The organism is Pseudomonas sp. OE 28.3, from assembly GCF_014268205.2.
GTDB classification, from domain to species: Bacteria; Pseudomonadota; Gammaproteobacteria; order Pseudomonadales; family Pseudomonadaceae; genus Aquipseudomonas; species Aquipseudomonas edaphica.
On sequence record NZ_CP077082.1, the window covers coordinates 2,860,430 to 2,884,871 of the forward strand.

Here is a 24,442-nt window from a genome sequence, read left to right on the forward strand (position 1 = left end):
CTGTGCCCGCGATTTTTTCCCGGCGCCAGCACACCCGCTTCAAACGGCAGCTGAATACGGACGTTCTACTCAACCGTGACTTATCAGGCAGGTTACCCCATGCAGTTCAGTGAATTATTGGCAGCGATTTCCACCCATGCGATCCGTCTTCAATTGGAAGAAGGCGACCTGATTATTCTCGGCGATGACGAAGCCCTGGATGACGATCTGTGGGATCAACTGATCGCGCACAAACCTCAATTGCTTGCCTTCGTGGCTGAACACGGCGGTGACTGGCTAAGCCCGGCTTACCGCATTACCCCCGACATGCTGGCACTGGTCACGCTCGACCAGCCGGCCATCGACCGCATTGTCGCCGCCATCCCCGGTGGCGCGGCGAATGTGCAGGATATTTACCCGTTGGCGCCGCTGCAGGAAGGCATGCTGTACCACCACCTTTCGGCGCAGCAAGGTGACCCCTACGTGCTGCACGCGCAGTTTGTGTTCGACAGCCGCGCGCGCCTTGACGCGTTTGCCGAGGCGCTGCAATGGGTGATCGACCGCCACGATATCCTGCGCACGTCCATGGCCTGGGAGCGTTTGGACGAACCGCTGCAAGTGGTGTGGCGCAAGGCAACCCTGGCCTGCGAAGAAGCCCATTTTGTCGACGGCGACCGCCTGGCGCAGTTGCTCGCCCGCTATGACGCCCGCGCCTATCGCATGGACCTGGGCCAGGCACCGTTACTGTGCCTGGTGTTTGCCAATGACCCGGCCAACCAGCGCGTGGTGGCGATGCTGTTGTTCCACCACACCATCCTCGACCACACCGCGCTGGACGTGGTGCGCCATGAGATCCAACTGTATCTGGCCGGTGAGCACGCCCAGGCGGCCGAGCCGGTGGCGTTTCGCAGCTATATCGCCCAGGTGCGCCACGGCGTCAGCGAACAGGCGCATGAGGCGTTCTTCCGCGACATGCTGGCGGATATCGATGCGCCGACTTTGCCCTTCGGCCTGCAGGATGTGCAAGGCGACGGGCACGGCATCGATGAAGTGCGGGTGCCCGTCGACAGCAGCCTGAGCCGCCGCCTGCGTGGCCTGGCACGGCCACTGGGCGTCAGCGTGGCGAGCATCATGCACCTGGCCCTGGCGCGCGTGCTGGGCGTGGTGTCCGGGCGCGATGCCGTGGTGTTCGGCACGGTGATGCTTGGCCGCATGGGCGCCGGCGATGGCGGTGAACGCGCGCTGGGTATGTTTATCAACACCTTGCCGTTGCGCGTGGACGTGGGCGAGCAGGGCGTGCGCGCCGGGGTCAAGGCCACCCACGAACGCCTCACCACCTTGCTCAATCACGAACATGCATCCCTGGCGCTGGCCCAGCGTTGCAGCGGTGTGGCGGCGCCGACGCCGCTGTTCAGTGCGATGCTCAACTACCGTCACAGTGCCGCCACCGACATGGCGGCGGTGATCGAGGTGGCCGAAGGCATTCAGGTACTAGGCGCCGAAGAGCGCACCAACTACCCGCTGACAGTCAACGTCGACGACCTGGGTGAAGACTTTGCGCTGACGGTGATGGTCGATGCGTCCATCGGCGCGCAACGGGTCGCCGGTTACCTGCACACAGCCCTGCACAGCCTGGCCGAGGCCCTGGAGCAGCGACCGGATATGCCGCTCTGCGGCCTGAATATCCTGCCCGATACCGAACGTCACCATCTGCTGCACCGCCTCAATCAAAGCCCCGCGCACTACAGCGACACGGCCCTGATCCACGCGCAAGTCGAAGCCCACGCCGCCGCTCAACCCAATGCCATCGCCCTGCGTTTCGACACCCAGCGCATCACCTACCGCCAACTCAACGAACGTGCCAACCAGGTCGCCCACCGCCTGCTGGCCGAGGGCATTCGCCCTGATGATCGCGTGGCGATCTGCGTCGAGCGTGGCCCGGAGATGATTATTGGTCTGCTGGGTATCCTCAAGGCTGGCGCCGGTTATGTGCCCATCGACCCGGCTTACCCGCTGGAGCGCATCGCCTATACCCTGGCCGATAGCGCGCCCGTGGCCGTGTTGGTACAAGCCGACACGCAGCATCTGGTCGGTGATTTGACCCGCATCGACCTCAACAGCCTGCGTGCAGAATCCATCGTCAACCCGCGCGTTGCGCTCAGCCCGGCCCACCTGGCCTATGTGATCTACACCTCCGGCTCCACCGGGCTGCCCAAAGGCGTGATGATCGAACACCGCCACGTGGCGCGGCTGTTCACCGCCACCGAGCATTGGTTTGGCTTCAACGCCAATGATGTGTGGGCGCTGTTCCATTCCTTCGCGTTCGACTTCTCGGTCTGGGAGATCTGGGGCGCGCTGATGCACGGCGGCCAGTTGCTGATCGTGCCGCAACTGGTCAGCCGCTCGCCGGATGAGTGCTACGCGCTGATCTGTGACGCGGGTGTGAGCATCCTCAACCAGACGCCCAGCGCATTTCGCCAGTTGATCGCGGCCCAGAGCGCCCAGGCGCATTCACTGCGCCAGGTTATTTTCGGCGGCGAAGCCCTGGAACCGGGCATGCTCAAACCGTGGTACGCCCGCGCCATCAACGCCGGCACCCAATTGGTCAACATGTATGGCATCACCGAAACCACCGTGCACGTGACCTACCGCGCCCTGGAAGCGGCGGATGCGCAGTTGGTTGGCGTCAGCCCGATTGGTGTGCGCATTCCCGACCTGCAGCTGTATGTGCTGGATGCGCGTCGTGAGCCGTTACCGATGGGTGTGGTCGGCGAGTTGTATGTCGGCGGCGCCGGTGTGGCGCGCGGTTACCTCAACCGTGACCAACTGAATGCCGAACGTTTCCTGGCCGACCCGGCCACCGGCCTGCGCATGTACAAGACCGGTGACCTCGGCCGCCTGCTGGCCGATGGCAGCGTCGAATACCTGGGCCGTAACGATGACCAGGTGAAGATCCGCGGCTTCCGCATTGAACTGGGCGAAATCGAAGCCACTCTGGCCAGCGCCAACGGCGTGCGTGACGCGGTGGTTATCGCCCGTGAAGACGAGCCCGGTGACAAACGCCTGGTGGCCTACGTGATCGCCGAGCGCGAACTCGGTGCCGCTGAACTGCGCGACCATCTGCTGCTGAGCCTGGCCGAATACATGGTGCCCAGCGCCTTCGTGCTGCTGGACCAATTCCCGCTGACCACCAACGGCAAGCTCGACCGCAAAGCCTTGCCCGCGCCGGATGCCGACGCCCTCGCGCGGCGAGACTACGCCGCCCCGCAAGGCGCTGTGGAAAGCACCATCGCCGGCATCTGGCAGTCGCTGTTGAAACTCGACAACGTCGGGCGCGACGACAACTTCTTCGAGCTGGGCGGCCACTCGCTGCTGGCGGTCAAGCTGATCGAACGCATGCGCCAGGTGGAGTTGAGCTGCGACGTGCGCGTGCTGTTCGGCCAACCCACCTTGCGCGCACTCGCCGCGGCGGTGGGCGGGCAGCAGGAAGTCCAAGTGCCGGCCAATCGGATCACGGCGACCAGCGTACACATCAGCCCCGACATGCTGCCGCTGGTGGCGCTGGACCAGGCCGCCATCGACCATATCCTCCAGCACGTGCGCGGTGGCATCGCCAACGTGCAGGACATCTACGGCCTGGCGCCGTTGCAGGCCGGCATTCTGTATCACCACCTGGCAACCACCGAGGGCGACCCCTACGTGTTGCAGGTACAGTTCAGTTTTGCTGACCAAGCGGCGGTGGACGCGTTTACCCGCGCCTTGCACTGTGTGATCGAGCGTAACGACATCCTGCGCACCGGCATTCTGTGGGAAGGCCTGGATGAGCCGGTGCAAGTGGTGTTGCGCCAGGCGCCGCTGCACGTCGAGCGCCTCGACGTGCCGGCCGATGATGCGCTGGCGCAGCTGCAACAGCGCTTTGACCCACGCCATTTCCGCCTCGACCTGAGCCGCGCGTCGCTGATGCATTTCGGTTATGCGCAACAACAGGATGGCTTTGCAGGCATCCTGCTGCTGCACCATATCCTGCTCGACCACACCGCCCTGCAGGTGTTGGTGGAGGAGATGAGCGCCAGCCTGGCCGGCCACAGCACGCAACTGCCGCCGGCGGTGCAATACCGCAATTACGTGGCCCAGGCGCGTTTGGGCGTGACCCAGGCGCAACACGAAGCCTTCTTCAGCGACATGCTGGGTGATATTGACGAGCCCACGCTGGCGTTCGGTTTGCAGGATGTCAACGGCGACGGCAGCGGCATCGTCGAGGCGCATTTGCCGCTGGCCCCGGCGCTCAGCCAGGGCCTGCGCGAACAGGCGCGACAGCTGGGTGTCAGCAGCGCCAGCCTGGTGCACCTGGCCTGGGCGCAGGTGCTGGCCCAGGTTTCCGGCCAGCAGGATGTGGTGTTTGGCACCGTACTGCTGGGGCGCATGCAAGGCGGCGAGGGCGCCGACCGGGCGCTGGGCATGTTCATCAACACCTTGCCGCTGCGCGTCAGCCTGGGCGCCACCAGCGTGCAGGCCGGCGTGCGCGCCACCCATGCGCGCCTGGCGCAGTTGCTTGGGCACGAGCACGCTTCGCTGTCCCTGGCCCAGCGTTGCAGTGGTGTACCGGGTTCGTTGCCGCTGTTCAGTACCTTGCTCAACTTCCGTCACAGCGCCCCGGACGAGGCACCGGGAGACAGCCCGTTTGCCACGCACGGTATCGAGATTCTCAGTTCCCAGGAGCGCAGCAACTACCCGTTGGTGCTCAACGTCGATGACCTCGGCACCGGCTTTGCGCTGACCGTACAAGGCGTGGCCAGTCTGGATGTGCAGCGCGTGGGCGACTACATGCTCACCGCGCTCAGCCACCTGGTGACCGCGCTGCAACAAGCGCCGACCACCGCGTTGCAGGCGGTGTCGATTTTGCCGGCGGCCGAGCGTCACCAGCTGTTGGTCGAGTTCAACGCCACCGCGCGCCAATACCCGTCGCAGCTCACTGTGCACCAGCTGTTCGAAGCTCAGGCACTGGCGCGGCCCGAAGCCGTGGCGGCGGTGCAGGGGGCGTTGTCCTTGAGCTATCGTGACCTCAACCGCCGTGCCAACCGCCTGGCCCATCACCTGATCAACCAGGGCGTGCAACCGGGTGAGTGCGTGGCGATTGCGTTGCCACGCTCGCTGGATTTGCTGGTGAGCCAACTGGCGATCCTCAAGTGCGCAGCGGTGTATGTGCCGCTGGACATCAACGCGCCGCTCGAACGCCAGGCCTTTATGGTGCAGGACAGCGGAGCGCGGCATGTACTCCATACCCTGACCGACCTGAACCTGGATAGCCTGTCGCCGCGCAACCCGGAGCTTGCGCAGTCTTCGGACGAGGTGGCGTACATCATGTACACCTCCGGTTCCACTGGCGCGCCCAAAGGCGTGCAAGTGCCGCACCGCGCCGTCTCGCGGCTGGTACTCAACAACGGCTATGCCGATTTCAACGAGCGCGACCGCGTGGCCTTCGCCTCCAACCCGGCGTTCGACGCCAGCACCCTGGATGTGTGGGCGCCGTTGCTCAATGGCGGTTGCGTGGTGGTGGTCGAGCATGCGGTGCTGCTGTCCCAGGCCGCATTTGCCGAGCTGTTGCAGGAACAGGCCGTGAGCGTGCTGTGGATGACGGCAGGCTTGTTCCATCAATACGCCGACGCGTTGCTGCCGGTGCTGCGCCAGTTGCGCTACCTGATCGTCGGCGGCGATGTGCTTGACCCGCTGGTGATCGGCCGGGTGCTCAAGCACGGCAAGCCGCAACACCTGTTAAACGGCTACGGGCCGACCGAAGCCACCACCTTCTCGACCACGTTTGAAATCACCACGCCGGGCGCGGGCGCTGTGCCTATCGGCCGACCTATCGCAAATGCACAGGCCTATGTGCTGGATGCGCGCCAGCAGCCGCTGGCGTTGGGTGTGGTCGGCGAGCTGTACATCGGCGGTGCAGGCGTGGCCAAGGGGTACTTGAACCAGCCGCAACTGACGGCCGAAAAATTCATCCCCAACCCGTTCGGTGAAGGCCTGTTGTACCGCACCGGCGACCTTGCCAGCTGGCAGGCCGACGGTACCTTGCTGTACCAGGGGCGCAATGATTTGCAGGTGAAGATCCGTGGTTTCCGCATCGAGCCCGGCGAAATCGAGAGCTGCCTGGCGACCTTCCCAGACGTGCGCGATGTTGTGGTAGTGGCCCGCGAAGACGAGCCCGGCGACAAACGCCTGGTGGCGTACTACACCGCCTCGGCAGCGTTGCCAATCGAAGCCCTGCGCGGCCATCTGCAAGGCCAGCTACCGGATTACATGGTGCCGTCGGCTTATATGTGGCTTGAGCTGTTACCGCTTACCGCCAATGGCAAGCTGGACCGCAAAGGCCTGCCGGTGCCGGATCAAAGTGCGCTGCTCAGCCGTGGCTACGAAGCCCCGGAAGGTGAAGTGGAAACCGTGCTGGCGCAGATCTGGCAGGACGTGCTCAAGCTCGAACGCGTCGGGCGCCATGATCATTTCTTCGAGTTGGGCGGGCATTCGTTGCTGGCGGTCAGCCTGATCGAACGCATGCGCCAGGTCGGCCTGAGCGCGGACGTGCGCGTGCTGTTCAGCCAGCCGAGCCTGGCGGCACTCGCGGCGGCAGTCGGCAGTGGGCGTGAAATTGTGGTGCCGGCCAATGGCATTGTGCCGGGCTGCACACAGATCACGCCGTCGATGCTGACCCTGGTGCAGCTTGATCAACCGGCAATCGAGCGCATCGTCGCCAACGTGCCCGGTGGTGCGGCCAATGTGCAGGATATCTACCCGCTGGCGCCGTTGCAGGAAGGCATTCTTTATCACCATATCAGCGCCGAACAGGGCGACCCGTACCTGCTGCAATCGCGCATGGCGTTCGATAGCCTGGAGCGTTTGCACGGCTTTATGGGCGCGCTGCAACAGGTAGTAGCGCGTCACGACATCCTGCGCACCGGCGTGGTCTGGGAAGGGTTGGACAGCCCGGTGCAAGTGGTCTGGCGCGACGCGCAACTGAGTGTGCAGGAGGTGATCCTGGACCCGGCCGAGGGCGGCATCATCGAGCAATTGCACGCACGTTTCGATGCCCGTCACTACCGCCTGGACATTACCCAGGCGCCATTGCTGCGGATGGTTTACGCCCAGGACCCGGCGAATAACCGAGTCGCAGCGATCCTGCTGTTCCACCACCTGGCGCTGGACCATACGGCCATGGAAGTGGTGGGCCAGGAGATGCGCGCGTTTCTGTTCAACCAGGCGGACGCGCTGCCCGTGGCGGCGCCGTTTCGCAACTACGTGGCCCAGGCACGCCTGGGCGTGAGCGTGGCCGAGCATGAACAGTTCTTCGGCGCCATGCTCGCCGATGTGGACGAACCGACCTTGCCGTTTGGCGTGCAGGACGTGCAGGGTGATGGCCGTGATATCGAAGAGGCCGAGCAGCACCTGGACGCGGCGCTGGCCATGCGCGTGCGTGAGCAGGCGCGCCTGTTGGGCGTAAGTGCGGCGAGCCTGATGCACCTGGCCTGGGCGCAAGTGCTGGGCCTGGTGTCCGGGCGTGATGACGTGGTGTTTGGCACTGTATTGATGGGGCGCATGCAGGCAGGTGAGGGCGCCGATCGGGCGCTGGGCATGTTTATCAACACCTTGCCGCTGCGGGTGAATGTCGCGGCGGGCGCCGCCGTGGCGGTCAAGGCCACCCATTCGCGCTTGAGCGCCTTGCTCGGGCACGAACACGCGTCCCTGGCGCTGGCCCAGCGTTGCAGCGGCGTGCCGACCAGCGTGCCGCTGTTCAGCGCCTTGCTCAATTTCCGCCACAGCCGCCCCGACGAAATGGCCCGCGATGGCCACGGCATCTGGGAAGGCGTGCAACTGCTGGGCGGTGAAGAGCGCAGCAACTACCCGCTGACCTTGAGCGTGGATGATTTTGGCGCAGGCTTTGGCCTCAGCGTGCTGGCGCTGCCGCAGATCGGCGCCCAGCGGCTGTGCGGCTATATGCATAACGCCGTGGAGCAACTGGTCGAGGCCTTGGAAAACGCCGTCGATACCGCGCTCAACCGCCTGCCGATACTGCCGTCGGCCGAACGCGACACCCTGCTGCACGAATTCAACACAACGGCTGCAGATTTCCCCACCGGGCACACCCTGCACGGTGCCTTTGAAGCCCAGGTCGAGCGCCAGCCCCACGCAATTGCGGTGCAGCAGGGCGAACGGTCGCTGACCTACCAGCAACTCAATCAACGCGCCAACCAACTGGCCCATCACCTGCTCGCGCTCGGCGTACGGCCGGACGATCGCGTGGCGATCTGCTGCCGTCGTGGCCCGCAGATGCTGATCGGGCTGCTGGGCATACTCAAGGCCGGCGCCGGTTATGTGCCGATCGACCCGGCCTATCCTGCCGAGCGCATTGCTTATCTGTTGCAGGACAGTGCGCCGGTGGCCGTGCTGGCTGAGTCCAGTACTCAAGCGTTGCTGGGGGCGTTCGTCACAGTCGACCTGCTGGGCGAAAGCTGGCAGCACCACGCGGTCAGCAATCCGCAGCTCGCAGCGCTGACCCCGGCGCACCTGGCCTACGTGATCTACACCTCCGGCTCCACCGGCCAACCCAAAGGCGTGATGGTGGAGCATCGCAATGTGGAAAACCTGGTGCACTGGCACTGCGAAGCCTTCGGCCTGGACGCGCGCAGCCATACCAGCAGTGTCGCCGGTTTTGGCTTCGACGCCATGGCCTGGGAAGTCTGGCCGGCGCTGTGTGCCGGTGCGACCCTGCATTTGCCGCCTGTCACGGTGGGCAATGAAAACATCGACGAACTGCTGGCCTGGTGGCTGGCGCAGCCGCTGGACGTCAGCTTCCTGCCCACGCCAGTGGCCGAATACGCCTTCAGCCAGCACCTGCAACACCCGACCTTGCGCATCCTGCTGATTGGCGGCGACCGCCTGCGGCAGTTCACCCAGGAGCGACGTTTTGCGCTGATCAACAACTACGGGCCGACCGAGGCCACGGTGGTCGCCACCTCCGGCCGTGTCCGCGCCGGGCAGGCGCTGCATATCGGCCGGCCGGTGGCGAATGCCAGCACCTACTTGCTCGATGCACAGCTGCGCCCGGTGCCGGTGGGCGTGGCCGGTGAGCTGTATGTGGGCGGCAGCGGCGTGGCGCGCGGTTACCTGAACCGTGCGGACCTGACCGCCGAACGCTTCCTGCAAGACCCGTTCAACCCGGGGCGCATGTACCGCACTGGCGACCTGGCGCGCTGGTTGCCCGACGGTAATATCGAGTACCTGGGCCGCAATGATGATCAGGTCAAAGTGCGTGGCGTACGCGTGGAGCTGGGCGAGATCGAAAGTCGCCTGGCGGCAGTGGAAGGCGTTGGTGAGGCCGTGGTGCTGGTGCGCGAAGGCCGTTTGCTGGCCTGGTTCACGGAAAACTACCCGCTGGCGATTGAAACCCTGCGTTCGCAGCTACAAGCACAACTGCCCGACGCGCTGGTGCCGGTGGCCTACATCAAGCTCGACGCATTGCCCCTGACCGCCAACGGCAAGCTGGATCGCAAGGCCTTGCCGGAACCTGACCAGGCGGCGGTGCTCTCCCGCGACTATGAAGCGCCCCAGGGCGCAGTGGAAACCACCCTGGCGCGGATCTGGGCCGAGGTGTTGCAGGTCGAACAGGTCGGCCGTCATGACCACTTCTTCGAGCTCGGCGGCCATTCGTTGCTGGCCGTGAGCCTGATCGAACGCATGCGTCAAGCGGACCTCAGCGCGGATGTCCGTGTGCTGTTCAGCCAGCCGACCCTGGCCGCGCTGGCGGCTGCCGTGGGCAGTGGCCGCGAAGTGCAGGTGCCGGCGAACCGGATCGCAGCCGATTGCCTGCGCATCACGCCGGACATGCTGCCCCTGGTTGATATCGACCAGTCGACCCTCGATCACGCCGTCAGCCGCATCCCCGGTGGCGCCGCCAATGTGCAGGATATCTACCCGCTGGCGCCGTTGCAGGAGGGCATTCTTTACCACTACCTCACCGCCGAACAGGGCGACCCGTACCTGCTGCAATCGCACCTGGCCTTCGACAGCCTCGAGCGCCTGCAGGCCTTCGCCCATGCGCTGCAACAGGTGATCGACCGCCATGACATCCTGCGCACGGGTGTGGTCTGGGAAGGCCTTGCGCAACCGCTGCAAGTGGTGTGGCGCCAGGCCCGATTGCCGCTTGAAGAGCTGCAGTTGCAGGGCGATGTACTCGCCGGCCTGCACGCGCGTTTTGATGCGCGGCGTTATCGCATGGACATCAGCCAGGCGCCGCTTATCTGCCTCAAGTACGCCAAGGACCCGGCCAACCAGCGCGTGGTGGTGGTGTTGCTCTATCACCATATTGCGCTGGACCACACCGCGTTCGACGTGGTGCTGCGTGAGATGCAAGGGCACTTGTTGGGGCACGCCGCCCCGACGGCGGCGCCGATGCCGTACCGCAACTACGTGGCCCAGGCGCGATTGGGCGTCAGTGAGCAGGAGCACGAGGCGTTCTTTCGCGAGATGCTCGCCGATGTCGATGAACCGACCTTGCCCTTCGGCTTGCAGGACGTGCGCGGCGACGGCAGCGCGATTGAGGAACACAGCCTGCACCTGGACAGCGACCTCAACCGCCGCCTGCGGGCCCAGGCACGTTTACTCGGTGTGAGCACGGCGAGCCTGTTCCACCTGGCCTGGGGCCAAGTGTTGGCGGCCACTTCGGGGCGCCACAGCGTGGTGTTCGGCACCGTGCTGGTCGGCCGATTGCAAGGCGGTGAGGGCGCTGATCGTGCGCTCGGGGTGTTTATCAATACCTTGCCGCTGCGCCTGGATATCGACGCGCAAGGCGCACGCGATGCCGTGCGTGCCACCCACACGCGGCTCACCGCGTTGCTCGGCCATGAGCACGCGTCCCTGGCCCTGGCCCAGCGTTGCAGCGGGGTGGCGGCCCCGGCGCCGTTGTTCAGCTCGATGCTCAACTATCGCCATCGCGGCGCCGCGACGCGTTCTGCCGAGGCGCAACACGCCTGGGAAGGCATGCAGACGCTGGTCAACGATGGCCGCACCAACTACCCGCTGACCCTCAACGTGGATGACTTGGGCGATGGTTACGATATCACCGCCCTGGCGCAGGTTGACGCGCAACGGGTGTGTGGTTACCTGCAGAACGCCCTGGCCGGGCTGGTCGAAGCCTTGGAGCAGGCACCGCACCAGGCGCTCAATCGCCTGCCGATCCTGGGCGCCGAGGAACGCCAAAAACTGCTGGTAGCGTTCAACGCCACCGAGGTCGCTTACAACCTCGACCAGACCCTGCACGGCCTGTTCGAGGCTCAGGTCGAACGCACCCCTGATGCGGTGGCGGTCAAGGCCGGTGACCAGCAGTTGACCTACCGGGCACTCAACGAACGCGCCAACCGCCTGGCCCATCACCTGCGCGAACTCGGCGTGCAGCCGGATTCGCGCGTGGGTATTTGCGTCGAGCGTGGCCTGGACATGGTGGTCGGCCTGTTCGCGATCCTTAAGGCGGGTGGCGGTTATGTGCCGCTGGACCCGGCGTATCCACTCGAACGCATCGCTTACATGCTGCAAGACAGCGCACCGGTGGTGGTGTTGGCGCAAGACGCGACCCGCCAGTTGTTGGGCGACGTGCCGGTGCTGGACCTGGATCACGTCACCTGGCAACAGCAGAGCGCGAGCAACCCGCAGGTGCCGGGCCTGACCGCCCGGCACCAGGCCTATGTGATCTACACCTCCGGCTCCACCGGCCAGCCCAAAGGCGTGATCAATGAACACGCTGGCGTGGTCAACCGCTTGCTGTGGATGCAGGACGCCTATGGCCTCAAGGCCCATGACGCGGTGCTGCAGAAAACCCCGTTCAGCTTCGACGTGTCGGTGTGGGAATTTTTCTGGCCGCTGTTTACCGGCGCACGGTTGGTGATGGCCCGCCCGGGTGGGCACAAAGAGCCGGAGTACCTGTGCCAGGTGATCGAGGCTGAGCAGATCACCACCTTGCATTTCGTGCCGTCGATGCTCGATGTGTTCCTGGCCCATGGTGATGTCAGCCAGGCCAAAGGGCTGGCGCGGGTGATGTGCAGCGGCGAAGCCTTGCCGGGCAGCCTGGTACGGCGCTTCAAAGCACAACTGCCGGGGGTTGGGCTGTACAACCTGTATGGCCCGACAGAAGCGGCGGTCGATGTCACCGCGTGGAACTGCGCGCGGCCCGACGTGCCGGACAATACGCCGATCGGCAAGCCGATTGCCAATACACGCATGTACGTGCTGGACGCCCAGTTGCAGCCGGTGCCATTGGGTGTAGTGGGGGAGTTGTTCATCGGCGGCGTGCAAGTGGCGCGCGGGTATTTGAACCGCCCGGAACTGACCGCCGAACGCTTCCTCAAGGACCCGTTCACCGACGGGCGCATGTACCGCACCGGCGACGTCGGCCGTTACCTGCCCGACGGCAATATCGAATACCTGGGCCGCAACGATGACCAGGTGAAGATCCGTGGCCTGCGCATCGAACTGGGTGAAATCCAGGCGCGCCTGTTGGAGCATCCGCAGGTCAACGAGGCCGCCGTGGTCGCCCGCGAGGACCGTCTGGTGGCGTACTACACCGGCGCACACACCGACATCGACCGCTTGCGCGCCCACCTGTTGCAGCACTTGCCGGACTTTATGGTGCCCGCCGTGTTTGTGCACCTCGACGCATTGCCACTGAGCCCCAACGGCAAACTCGACCGCAAGGCACTGCCGGTGCCGGGCATGGACGCGCTGAGTGTGCGCGAATACGCAGCGCCCGAAGGCGACACCGAAATCCTTATGGCAGCGCTGTGGGTTGAACTGCTCAACGTTGAGCGCGTTGGGCGCCATGACAACTTCTTTGAGCTGGGCGGGCACTCGCTGCTGGCCGTGAGCTTGATCGGACGCCTGCGCCAGGAAGGCCTGGAAGCCGATGTGCGGGCGCTGTTCGAACAGCCGAGCCTGGCCGGCTACGCCGCTATTATCGAACGAATGGAGATCGTCCTGTGAGCATTTCTGAGTTATTGAGCACGCTGAAAGCCAAGGACGTGCAACTTGCGCTCAAGGGCGAGCAGTTGTCGGTGCAAGGCAACAAACAAGCGCTGAGCGACCCTTTGATCCTGGCGGCGTTGCGCGAGCACAAAGCGGCTTTGATCGAACTGATCAAGGCCGGTGAATACTCGGCCTCCAAGGCCGGTGAAGTGCAGGTGCCGGCCAATGGCATCCCGCTAGGTGCCGAGCACATCACCCCGGCGATGCTGAGCCTGTCGACGTTGAGCCAGGACGAGATCGAGCGCATCGTGGCCACGGTCGACGGCGGTGTGGCGAATATCCAGGACATTTACCCGCTGGCGCCGTTGCAGGAAGGCATTCTGTTCCACCACGTCAGCGCCGAGCAGGGCGACCCCTATGTGATGCAGTCGCAGTTCGCGTTCGACAGCCTGGAGCGTTTCGAGGCCTTTGCCCAAGCGTTGCAGCGCGTGATGGACCGCCACGATATCCTGCGCACCGGGGTGGTCTGGGACGGTTTGCAGCAACCCTCGCAAGTGGTGTGGCGCCAGGCACGCCTGCCGGTGCAGGCGCTGCAATTGAACCCGGCCGACGGCGATATTGCCGCTCAACTGCACGGGCTGTTCGATGCCCGCCACTATCGCCTCGACGTGACCCGGGCGCCGCTGCTGCGCCTGGTGCGGGCCGACGACCGGCTGAACCAGCGCATCGTCGCCACCTTGCTGTTCCACCATATGGCCCTCGACCACAGCGCCCTCGAAGTGGTGTGCCATGAAATGCAGGCGTGCCTGCTGGGGCAGGGCGCGGCGCTTGGCCAGGCCGTGCCGTTTCGCAATTATGTGGCGCAGGCACGCCTGGGTATCAGCGAGCCGGAACACGAAAATTTCTTCCGCCAGATGCTCGGCGATATCAGCGAGCCGACCCTGCCATACGGCTTGCAGGACGTGCAGGGCGATGCCCGTGGCATCAGCGAAGTCAGCCTGCCTTTGCCCGCAGCACTCAGCCGGCGGTTGCGCGCGCAAGCCCGGCAATTGGGCGTGAGTGCCGCCAGCCTGTTCCATATGGGCTGGGCGCAGGTGTTGGCGGTGCTGGCCGGTAAAGAGCAGGTGGTGTTCGGCACCGTATTGATGGGCCGCATGCAAGGCAGCCATGACACGGATCGGGCGCTGGGCATTTTCATCAACACCTTGCCGTTTCGCGTCGACGTGGACGCCCAGGACCTACGCACCGGGGTCAAGGCCACCCACGCGCGGCTCACCACCTTGTTGCGCCATGAACACGCGCCGCTGGCCCTGGCCCAACGCTGCAGCGGGGTGGTGGCGCCGACGCCGCTGTTCAGCGCCTTGCTCAACTATCGCCACAGCGCCCCGGCCGCCAGCGCCGAAGCCGTGTCGGCCTGGCACGGGATCGCCGCGCTCAGCGCCGAAGAACGCACCAACTACCCGCTGACCCTGAGTGTGGATGACCTGGGTGACGGCTTTGGCCTGAGCCTGCTGGCCAGCCAGCGGGTCGATCCGCAGCGCGTGTGCAGCTATCTGCAAACCGCCCTGGAGAACCTGGTGACGGCGCTGGAGCAAGCACCGCACACCGCGCTCAATCAGCTGTCGGTGCTGCCCGCCGCCGAGCGGCAGTTGCTGTTTGAGCAGTTCAACGCCACCCAGGTCGATTTCGCTCACGGCAGCACCTTGCACGGTCGCGTCGAGGCCCAGGCCGCGCTCACGCCGGACGCGATCGCCGCCGTGCAGCAAGGCCGCCAACTGACCTACGCTGAACTTAACCAGCAAGCCAATCTGCTGGCCCATCACCTGTTGGCGCTGGGGGTCAAACCCGATGACCGCGTGGCCATCGTCGCGCGGCGTGGCCTGGACACCCTGGCCGGGTTGCTGGCCATCCTCAAGGCTGGCGCCTGCTATGTGCCGGTGGACCCATCGCACCCGGCCGAGCGCCTGAGCTACCTGCTGAGCGACAGCGCCCCGGTGGCGGTGCTGACCCAACAGGCACAGCTCGAGCGCTTGCCGGCGCTGGACGTGCCGGTGATCCAGCTGGACCGCTACACCTGGCAGCACCATTCAGCCAGCAATCCAAAAGCCGCCGTCAGCCCTTCGAACCTCGCCTATGTGATCTACACCTCCGGCTCCACCGGCCTGCCCAAAGGGGTGATGGTGGAGCACCACACGGTGGCCAACCTGGTGGACTGGCATTGCCGCGCCTTTGACTTGTGCGCCGGGCGCCACACCGCCAGTGTTGCCGGCTTTGGTTTTGATGCGATGGCCTGGGAAGTGTGGCCGGCGCTGTGTGTCGGCGCGACCCTGCACCTGCCGCCCGCCACGGACGGCGCCGAAGATATCGACGCGCTGCTGAGCTGGTGGTGCGCGCAGCCACTGGACGTGTGCTTCCTGCCCACGCCGGTGGCCGAATACGCGTTCAGCCAGCACATCGAACACCCTACATTGCGCACCTTGCTCATCGGCGGTGACCGCCTGCGCCAGTTTGCGCGGGCACAGCGATTTGAGCTGATCAACAACTACGGCCCCACCGAAGCCACGGTGGTTGCCACTTCCGGCAAGGTCGAAGCAGGCCAGCCGTTGCATATCGGCAAACCGGTGGCCAATGCCACGGTGTACCTGCTCGATGAACAACAACGGCCGGTGCCATTGGGGGTAGCCGGTGAGCTGTACGTGGGTGGCAAGGGCGTGGCGCGTGGTTACCTCAACCGCCCGGACCTGACCGCCGAGCGCTTCCTGCAAGACCCGTTCAACCCGGGGCGCATGTACCGCACCGGCGACCTGGCGCGTTGGTTGCCGGACGGTACGCTTGAATACCTGGGGCGCAACGATGATCAGGTGAAGATCCGTGGCATGCGTATCGAGCTTGGCGAGATTGAAACCCAGCTCGGCCAACTGCCTGGGATCCAGGAAGCGGTGGTGCTGGTGCGCGAGGAGCGGCTGGTTGCCTATTTCACTGAGAGCCCGCAACTCGACGCGCTGGCGGTCGGTGATATCCGCGCCCACCTGGTCGCGCATCTGCCGGACTACATGGTCCCGGTCGCCTATGTGAAGCTCGAGGCGTTGCCACTCACCGCCAACGGCAAGCTCGACCGCAAGGCCTTGCCAGCGCCGGACATGGCCGCGGTGTTTACCCGCGAATACGCAGCGCCCGAGGGTGAGATCGAAAGCGTGCTCGCGCAGATCTGGGCCGATGTGCTGCAGGTGCAGCGTGTCGGGCGGCACGACCATTTCTTCGAACTGGGCGGGCACTCGTTGCTGGCGATGCGCATGGTCTCGCAAGTGCGCCAGCGCCTGGGGGTGGAACTGGTGCTGGGCGACTTGTTTGCCAATGCGGAGCTGGCGGCGGTCGCCGCAGTGCTGGCGCAGTCAGGGCGCAGCACCTTGCCGGATATTCTGCCGGCCAATCGTGATGAGCTCGTGCCGTTGTCGTTCGCCCAGCAGCGCCTGTGGTTTCTGGCGCTGATGGAAGGCGCCAATACCGCCTATAACATTCCCATCGGCCTGCGTTTGCGTGGCCAGTTGCATGTCGAGGCGCTGCAACGCGCGCTGGCGCGCATTGTTGCGCGGCATGAAACCCTGCGCAGCCGCTTTGCCCAACAGGGCGACCAAGCCCAGGTACTGATCGTACCGGCTGAAGACATGCTGCCCCTGCAATTGCAGGATTTGCGCCGCCACCCGCAACCGCAGCAGGCGCTGGATGCCTTGATTCAGGGCGAAGCCTCGGCACCGTTCGACCTGGAGCGCGGCCCGTTGCTGCGTGGGCGCCTGGTGGTGATGGCCGACGATCACCATGTGCTGCTGCTGACCCTGCACCATATCGTTTCCGATGGCTGGTCGATGGGCGTGCTCACCCGTGAGTTGATGGCGCTGTATCAAGCCTTCAGCCACGGCATGCCTGACCCATTGCCAAGCCTGCCGATTCAGTACGGCGACTTCGCCGTGTGGCAGCGTTTGTGGCTGAGCGGCGAAGTGCTGCAGCGCCAAAGTACCTATTGGCAACAGGCACTGGCCGGTGCGCCGGCCTTGCTCACGCTGCCTACCGATCGCCCACGCCCTGTGCAGCAGGACTACGCCGGCAACAGCGTCGAAGTGCGCCTGGACGAACGCCTGACCGCCGGGCTCAAAGCCTTGAGCCAACGCCATGGCACCACGCTGTACATGACCTTGATGACGGCCTGGGCCTCCCTGCTGGCGCGGCTGTCCGGGCAACACGACCTGGTGATCGGCACGCCAGTGGCCAACCGTACCCGCAGCGAGGTGGAAGGGCTGATCGGCCTGTTCGTCAACACCCTGGCGGTGCGCATCGACACCTCGGGCGAGCTGAGCACCGAGGCCTTGCTGGCACGGGTCAAGGCGCTGACGCTGGCGGCCCAGGCGCATCAGGACTTGCCATTCGAGCAGGTGGTGGAAATCACCCGGCCGGTGCGCAGCCTGGCCCACAGCCCGCTGTTCCAGACCCTGCTGAGCTGGCAGGACAGCAGCGCGCCGACCCTGGCGCTGGGCGACCTGGCCCTGGAAGGCATCGTCGAGAACAGCCACTTTGCCAAGTTCGACCTGTCGCTGAACCTGGGTGAAGTGCAGGGCAGCATTCTCGGCGCGCTGGAATTTGCCGTGGCGCTGTTTGATGAGTCGACCGTGCAGCGGTACGCCGGGTATTTCACCCGCACCTTGCAGGCAATGGTCGATAACGACCAGGCGGTGTTGGAACATGCGCCGTTGTTGGATGAGTGTGAGCGTCAGCACCTGCTGGTGGATTTCAACGCCACCGCGGTGGACTACAACCTCGACCAGACACTGCACGGGATGTTTGAAGCGCAGGTGATGCGCACGCCGAACGCGATTGCGGTGAAGGCGGGTGAGCGGCAACTGACTTACGCTGAGCTGAATGTGCAGGCTAATCAGCTGGCCCATCACCTGCTGGCGCTGGGTGTACAGCCGGATTCGCGGGTGGCGATCTGCGTCGAGCGCAGCCTGGAGATGGTCATTGGCCTGTATGCGATCCTCAAGGCCGGCGCGGCGTATGTGCCGCTGGACCCGGCTTATCCGCAAGAGCGCCTGGCCTACATGCTGCAAGACAGTGCGCCGCTGGTGGTGCTGGCCCAAGGCGCAACACGTGGCTTGCTCGGCGCAGTGGCGGTAGTCGACCTGGACCAGCCCACCTGGCAGCATCTGCCCGCAGGCAACCCTCACGTCCAGGGCGTGAGCGCCTATGTGATCTACACCTCAGGCTCCACCGGCCAGCCCAAAGGCGTGATCAACGACCACGCCGGGGTAGTCAACCGCCTGTTGTGGATGCAGGACGAATACGGCCTGAACGCGCAGGATTCGGTGCTGCAGAAAACCCCGTTCAGCTTTGACGTATCGGTGTGGGAATTCTTCTGGCCGCTGTTTACCGGCGCGCGTCTGGTGATGGCGCGCCCCGGCGGGCACAAAGAGCCCGAATACCTGTGCGACGTGATCGAGGCCGAACAGATCACTACCTTGCACTTTGTGCCGTCGATGCTCGATGTGTTCCTGGCCCACGGCGATGTCAGCCAAGCCATAGGGCTAGCGCGGGTGATGTGCAGCGGCGAAGCCTTGCCGGGCAGCCTGGTACGGCGCTTCAAGCAGCAACTGCCGGGCAGCCAATTGCATAACCTGTATGGGCCGACCGAAGCGGCGGTCGACGTCACCGCCTGGAACTGTGCCGGTCTGGTAACCCCGGACAACACGCCGATCGGCAAACCCATCGCCAACACCCGCATGTACCTGCTCGACAGCCAGTTGCAACCGGTGCCGCTGGGTGTGGTGGGCGAGTTGTTTATCGCGGGTGTACAAGTGGCGCGGGGGTATCTGAACCGGCCGGAGCTGACCGCCGAGCGTTTCCTTGACGACCCCTTCAGGCAGGGGCGCATGTACCGCACCGGTGATGTCGGGCGTTACTTGCCGGACGGCAATATCGAGTACCTGGGGCGCAATGATGACCAGGTGAAAATTCGTGGTTTGCGCATCGAGCTGGGTGAAGTCCAGGCGCGGCTGCTCGAGCATCCTCAGGTCAACGAAGCCGCTGTGATCGCCCGTGAAGAGCGGCTGGTGGCTTACTACACCGGCACGCCGAGCGACATCGACGCGCTGCGCGGTCATCTGCTGCGGCATCTGCCGGAGTTCATGGTGCCGGCGATTTTCGTGCATCTGCAGGCATTGCCGCTCAGCCCCAACGGCAAGCTCGACCGCAAGGCGCTGCCGGCGCCGGGCCTGGATTCGGTGGTGGTGCGCGAGTACGAAGCGCCCCGGGGCGATACCGAAATGGCCTTGGCCAGCCTGTGGGCCGAACTGCTCAATGTTGAGCGCGTGGGCCGTCACGACAACTTCTTTGAACTGGGCGGGCATTCGCTGCTGGCCGTCAGTCTGATGGGGCGCATGCGTCGCCTGGGCTTGTCGGCGGATGTGAAGGTGCTGTTCGGCCAGCCGACGCTCTCGGCGTTGGCGGCGGCGCTGGGCAGTGGGCGCGAAGTGGCGGTGCCGGCCAATGGCATCGCCGAAGGCTGCAGCCACATCACCCCGGCTATGTTGCCCTTGATCCAGATGGACCAGGCTGCCGTCGACCGCATCGTCGCGTGCATTCCCGGCGGTGCGGCGAATGTGCAGGATATCTACCCACTGGCGCCGTTGCAGGCCGGCATCCTGTATCACCATCGGGCTGTGCTTGAAGGCGATGCCTACCTGTTGCGGGCACAGTTTGCCTTCGATAGCCGTCTGCGCCTGGACGCCTTTGCCCATGCATTGCAGGCGGTGATCCAGCGGCATGACATCCTGCGTTCCTCCTTCCATTGGGAGGGCCTGGAAGAACCGGTGCAAGTGGTTTGGCGTGAGGCCTCGCTCAGCGTTGAAGCCGGTGCTGTGCCGCAGCGCCTGGACCTGACGCAAGCGCCGTTGATGCGGCTGGTCTATACCGAGGAGCCGCAGCGCGTGGTCGCCACGTTGTTGTTCCATCATTTGGTGATGGACCACGTCGCGCTGGACATCCTGCAGCATGAAATGCAGGCGTTCCTGCTCGGTAGTCAGCACACCCTGGGCGCGGCCGTGCCGTATCGCAACTATGTGGCCCAGACCCGCCTGGGCGTTGACAATCACGAAACCTTCTTGCGCGAAATGCTCGGTGAAATCGACGAGCCAACCGACGTCCAATACCTGGGCGCCGATGAACACGCGCATCTGGCCGTCGACCCTCAGTTGAGCCTGCGCCTGCGCACCCAGGCCCGCCAGGCAGGCGTGAGTGCCGCCAGCCTGATGCACCTGGCCTGGGCGCAGGTGCTGGGCAAGGTCAGTGGCCGCGAACAGGTGGTGTTCGGCACTGTAATGCTCGGCCGCCTGCAAGGCGGCGAAGGTGCCGAGCGCGCCATGGGCGTATTTATCAACACCTTGCCGCTGCGCGTTGACCTGGGTGAACGCGCGGTACGCACGGCGTTGCGTGCCACCCATGCGCGCCTGACCCAATTGCTCAGCCATGAGCACGCGCCGCTGGCATTGGCCCAGCAGTGCAGCGGCGTGCCAGTGGGTACGCCGTTGTTCAACGTGCTGTTCAACTACCGCCACAGCGCGCCGCACCGTGGTGGCGTGGCTGAGGCATGGCAGGGGATTGCGCTGCTCAGTGCCGAGGAGCAGACCAATTACGGGGTGTCGGTGAGTGTCGATGACCTTGGTGAGGGTTTCAGCCTGACCGCCATGGGGCAGGGCGCCCGGCGTTTGTGTGATTACCTGAACATTGCCCTTGAGCAACTGGTTGAGGCGCTGGAGCACCACAGTGATAGGGGCATCAGCCGCTTGCCAATCCTGCCGGCGGCCGAGCGTCAACAGCTGGCAGGTTTCAATGCCACCACCCGTGTGTTCCCCCGCGAGCACACGGTGCAGCGCTTGTTCGAAGCCCAGGCCCACGCACGGCCTGACGCGGTGGCTGCGTTGCACGCTGACGCGGTACTGAGCTACGGCGAACTCAACACCCGCGCCAACCGCTTGGCCCATCACCTGATGAGCCTGGGTGTGCGCCCGGCCGATAACGTCGCGATCCTGCTGCCGCGTTCCCTGGACCTGCTGGTCAGCCAGTTGGCGATCCTCAAGTGTGCGGCGGCCTATGTGCCGCTGGACATAAACGCACCCGCCGAACGCCAGGGCTTCATGTTGCAGGACAGCGGCGCGAGCTGGCTGGTGACCCGCAGTGACGCGGTGCTTGAGTTCCCGGCGCGGCGCCTGGATCTGGACACCCTGACCCTGGACCCGCAACCGAGCCACAACCCTGACCTGTCGCAGTCCTCGGACAGCGTGGCGTACATCATGTACACCTCCGGCTCCACGGGCACACCGAAGGGCGTATTGGTGCCTCATCGCGGCATCACACGGCTGGTGCTCAACAACGGTTACGCCGACTTCAACGCCGCCGACCGCGTGGCGTTTGCCTCCAACCCGGCGTTCGACGCCAGCACCATGGACGTGTGGGGCGCGCTGCTCAACGGCGGCCAGGTGCAGGTGATCGACCATTCCACGTTGCTCGACCCCGCTGCATTCGGCCGTGCGCTGCACGGTGCGACGGTGTTGTTCGTGACCACCGCGTTGTTCAACCAGTACGTGCAGATGATCCCCGAAGCCCTGGCCGGCTTGCGCATTTTGCTCTGCGGCGGCGAGCGTGCCGACCCGGCGGCGTTCCGCAGCCTGCTGGCGCAGGCGCCGGGATTGCGCCTGGTGCATTGCTACGGGCCGACTGAAACCACCACCTACGCCACCACTTACGAGGTGCAGGCGATTGCCGCCGATGCTGACAGCGTGGCGGTCGGTCGACCGATTTCCAACACGCAGATTCATGTGCTGGATGCGTACTTGCAGCCACTGCCGGTGGGCGTGATCGGCGAAATCTGCATCGGCGGTGACGGCGTGGCCAAGGGTTATTTGAACCGGCCGGAGCTGACCGCCGAGAAGTTTGTCGACGACCCGTTCAACCCAGGCGCCTTGATGTACCGCACCGGCGACCTTGGCCGCTGGACAGCGGACGGCTTGCTGGAGTGCATCGGGCGTAACGACGACCAAGTGAAGATCCGTGGTTTCCGTATCGAGTTGGGCGAGATCGAAGCGTGCCTGGCGACCTTGGCGAGCATCCAGGACGTAGTGGTACTGGCCCGTGAGGACGTGCCCGGCGACAAGCGCCTGGTGGCGTATTTCACCTGGGCTGGCGAGCCCGTAGACATCGACAGTGTGCGTGCGCACCTGCACGGCCAGTTGCCGGACTACATGCTGCCGTCGGCCTATGTGCCGCTGGCGCAGTTGCCGCTGACGGCCAATGGCAAGATCGATCGCAAAGCCTTGCCGGTTCCGGCGTTGGAGGCCTTGCTCAGCCGCGACTTCGAGGCGCCGGCCGATGTACTGGAGCAGTCGCTCGCCGGCCTGTGGGCCAAGGTGTTGAAACTTGAGCAGGTGGGGCGTCACGACAGCTTCTTTGAGCTGGGCGGGCATTCCTTGCTGGCGATTCGACTGGTCAACCTGATGGAGGCCGCGGGCTTGCAGGTGTCGCTGGCCGAGCTGTTCCAGCACGTCAGCGTGGCCTCGGTGGCGGCGATGTTGCGCCAGCGCACCGGCGAGCCGGTGCGCGACACCTCGCTGATTACCGTGCGCAGCAGCGGCTCGCAGCCGCCGTTGTTTCTGGTGCACGAGTTCAGTGGCATGGACGTGTATTTCCCGGCGCTGGGTCAGCACTTGCCCGGCGACTATCCGATCTACGGCCTGCCGGGCGCGGCACTGGGCGAGGCGCACCTGAACACCATGGAAGGCTTGGCGGCGCGCATGGTCGGCCTGATCCGCGAGGTTCAGCCACACGGGCCTTACCGCGTGGCGGGCTGGTCGTTTGGCGGCGTACTGGCCTATGAAGTGGCGATGCAATTGCTGGGGCTGGATGAGCCGGTGGCGTTCCTCGGCCTGATCGACAGCTACGTGCCGCGCATGACCGACCAAGGCAAGGCGCGCTGGAGTGGGCCGGATGCGCTTAAGCGGCATTTGCTGTTGCAGTGCACGGCGTATTGGAACGCACAGGGAGGTGTGGATGAACTGGCGAGCCTTGAACAGCTTGAGGCGGGCATTGGACAGCTGGACTTTGCGGGTTTGCTGCAACGCTGTCGCGATCAAGGTCTGCTATACGCGCAAATGGCAGCGGCTACGGACGCGGACCTCTTGAGTTTTATCGAGCGTGAAGTCGGCCACGGGCATGCGCTGGCGCACTACAGCCTGTTCCCGCTGCCGGTGCCGGTGCATCTGTTCAGTGCCCGTGAACGGCCGACCGAGCTGTCGCGGCGCAGTGAGTCGCTGGGCTGGGAAGACGCTTTGGCGCCTGGTCAATTGCGCCGGGTCGAGGTGCCGGGCGATCACCAAAGCATGATGCAGGCGCCGCATATTCAAGGCTTGGGCGCGGCGATGGCGCAGGCCCTGGCCGCGAGTGCGCCGGTGATGGAAGCGGTGCATCAACCGGTGCTGCGCATTCAGAGTGGGCGTGCGGGGTTTGCGCCGGTGTTTTGTGTGCCGGGAGCGGGTGACAGCGTCACCGGGTTTGTGGGGTTGAGCGAGGCACTCGGGCGCGACTGGCCGCTGTTCGGTTTGCAGCCGCGCGGGCTGGATGGCGAGGCGGTGCCCCATAGCCAGGTGGAAGCGGCAGCGCAGTGTTACCTGGCGGCGCTGGCGCACGAGTGTCCGCGTGGGCCGGTGCATCTGGTCGGGCATTCATTTGGTGGCTGGGTCGCGCTGGAGATGGCGCTGCGCTTGCAGGCGATGGGCCGTGAGGTGGCGTCGTTGACGGTGATCGACAGTGAATCACCGGGCGGTGCGGGCAAGCCTTATTCGACCACGGCCGCGTTGTTGCGCTTGATTGAGGCCATGCAGTTGTCGGCGGGCAAGTCGCTGGGCATTGACCGGGTGGAGTTTGCCGGGCGCGATGAGGTGGCGCAGCAGCAATGGCTGCATGCGGGGATGGTGAGCGTGGGTTTGTTGCCGGGGCGTGCCAGTGTGGATGCGATGGCGGGGCCGGCGCGTACTTATGCGGCGGCGTTGCGCACGGTGTATCGGCCGGCGCAGCGGTTCAACGGGGTGGTGCGGTTGGTGCTGGCGCAGGATCCGGCGTTGGATGCGGCGGGTAATCAGCGTGAGCAGGGGTTGATGGTGGAAGGGTGGCGGCGCCAGGGGAACGGGTTGCAGGTTTGGTATGGCGCGGGGAATCACTTTACGTTGCTTAAGGCGCCGAATGTTTTGGGGTTGGCGCGGTGGTGGCTTGAGGGGGTGGTGGTTGGGGAGGTGGTGTCGTGAGGGGGGAATGCCGGGTACATATCCGTTGTTTTTGTGATGGCGACTTAGGGTTCCGCTCTTACAGCGGGTCACTTTTGGCAAACGCCCCAAAAGTAACCAAAAGGTCTGTGCCCCAC

At 65.0% G+C, this 24,442-nt stretch carries 2 protein-coding genes; both read left to right on the plus strand.

Going from position 1 to position 24,442, the window contains the following annotated elements; genetic code table 11:
* The first annotated feature begins 99 nt into the window (after positions 1–99).
* A complete protein-coding gene (locus HU759_RS13055; protein ID WP_186618258.1) occupies positions 100–13,005 on the plus strand; it encodes a non-ribosomal peptide synthetase in 12,906 nt (4,301 codons plus the stop codon).
* Positions 13,002–24,326, plus strand: coding sequence for a non-ribosomal peptide synthetase (locus HU759_RS13060; RefSeq protein WP_186618256.1), 11,325 nt, complete (start codon positions 13,002–13,004; stop codon positions 24,324–24,326). The genes HU759_RS13055 and HU759_RS13060 overlap by 4 nt, the downstream gene beginning before the upstream one ends.
* The last annotated feature ends 116 nt before the right edge of the window (positions 24,327–24,442 follow it).

Bases quoted from the DNA above. Each gene is read 5' to 3' on its own strand.
- HU759_RS13055 (WP_186618258.1), top strand. From the start codon at position 100: ATGCAGTTCAGTGAATTATTGGCAGCGATTTCCACCCATGCGATCCGT.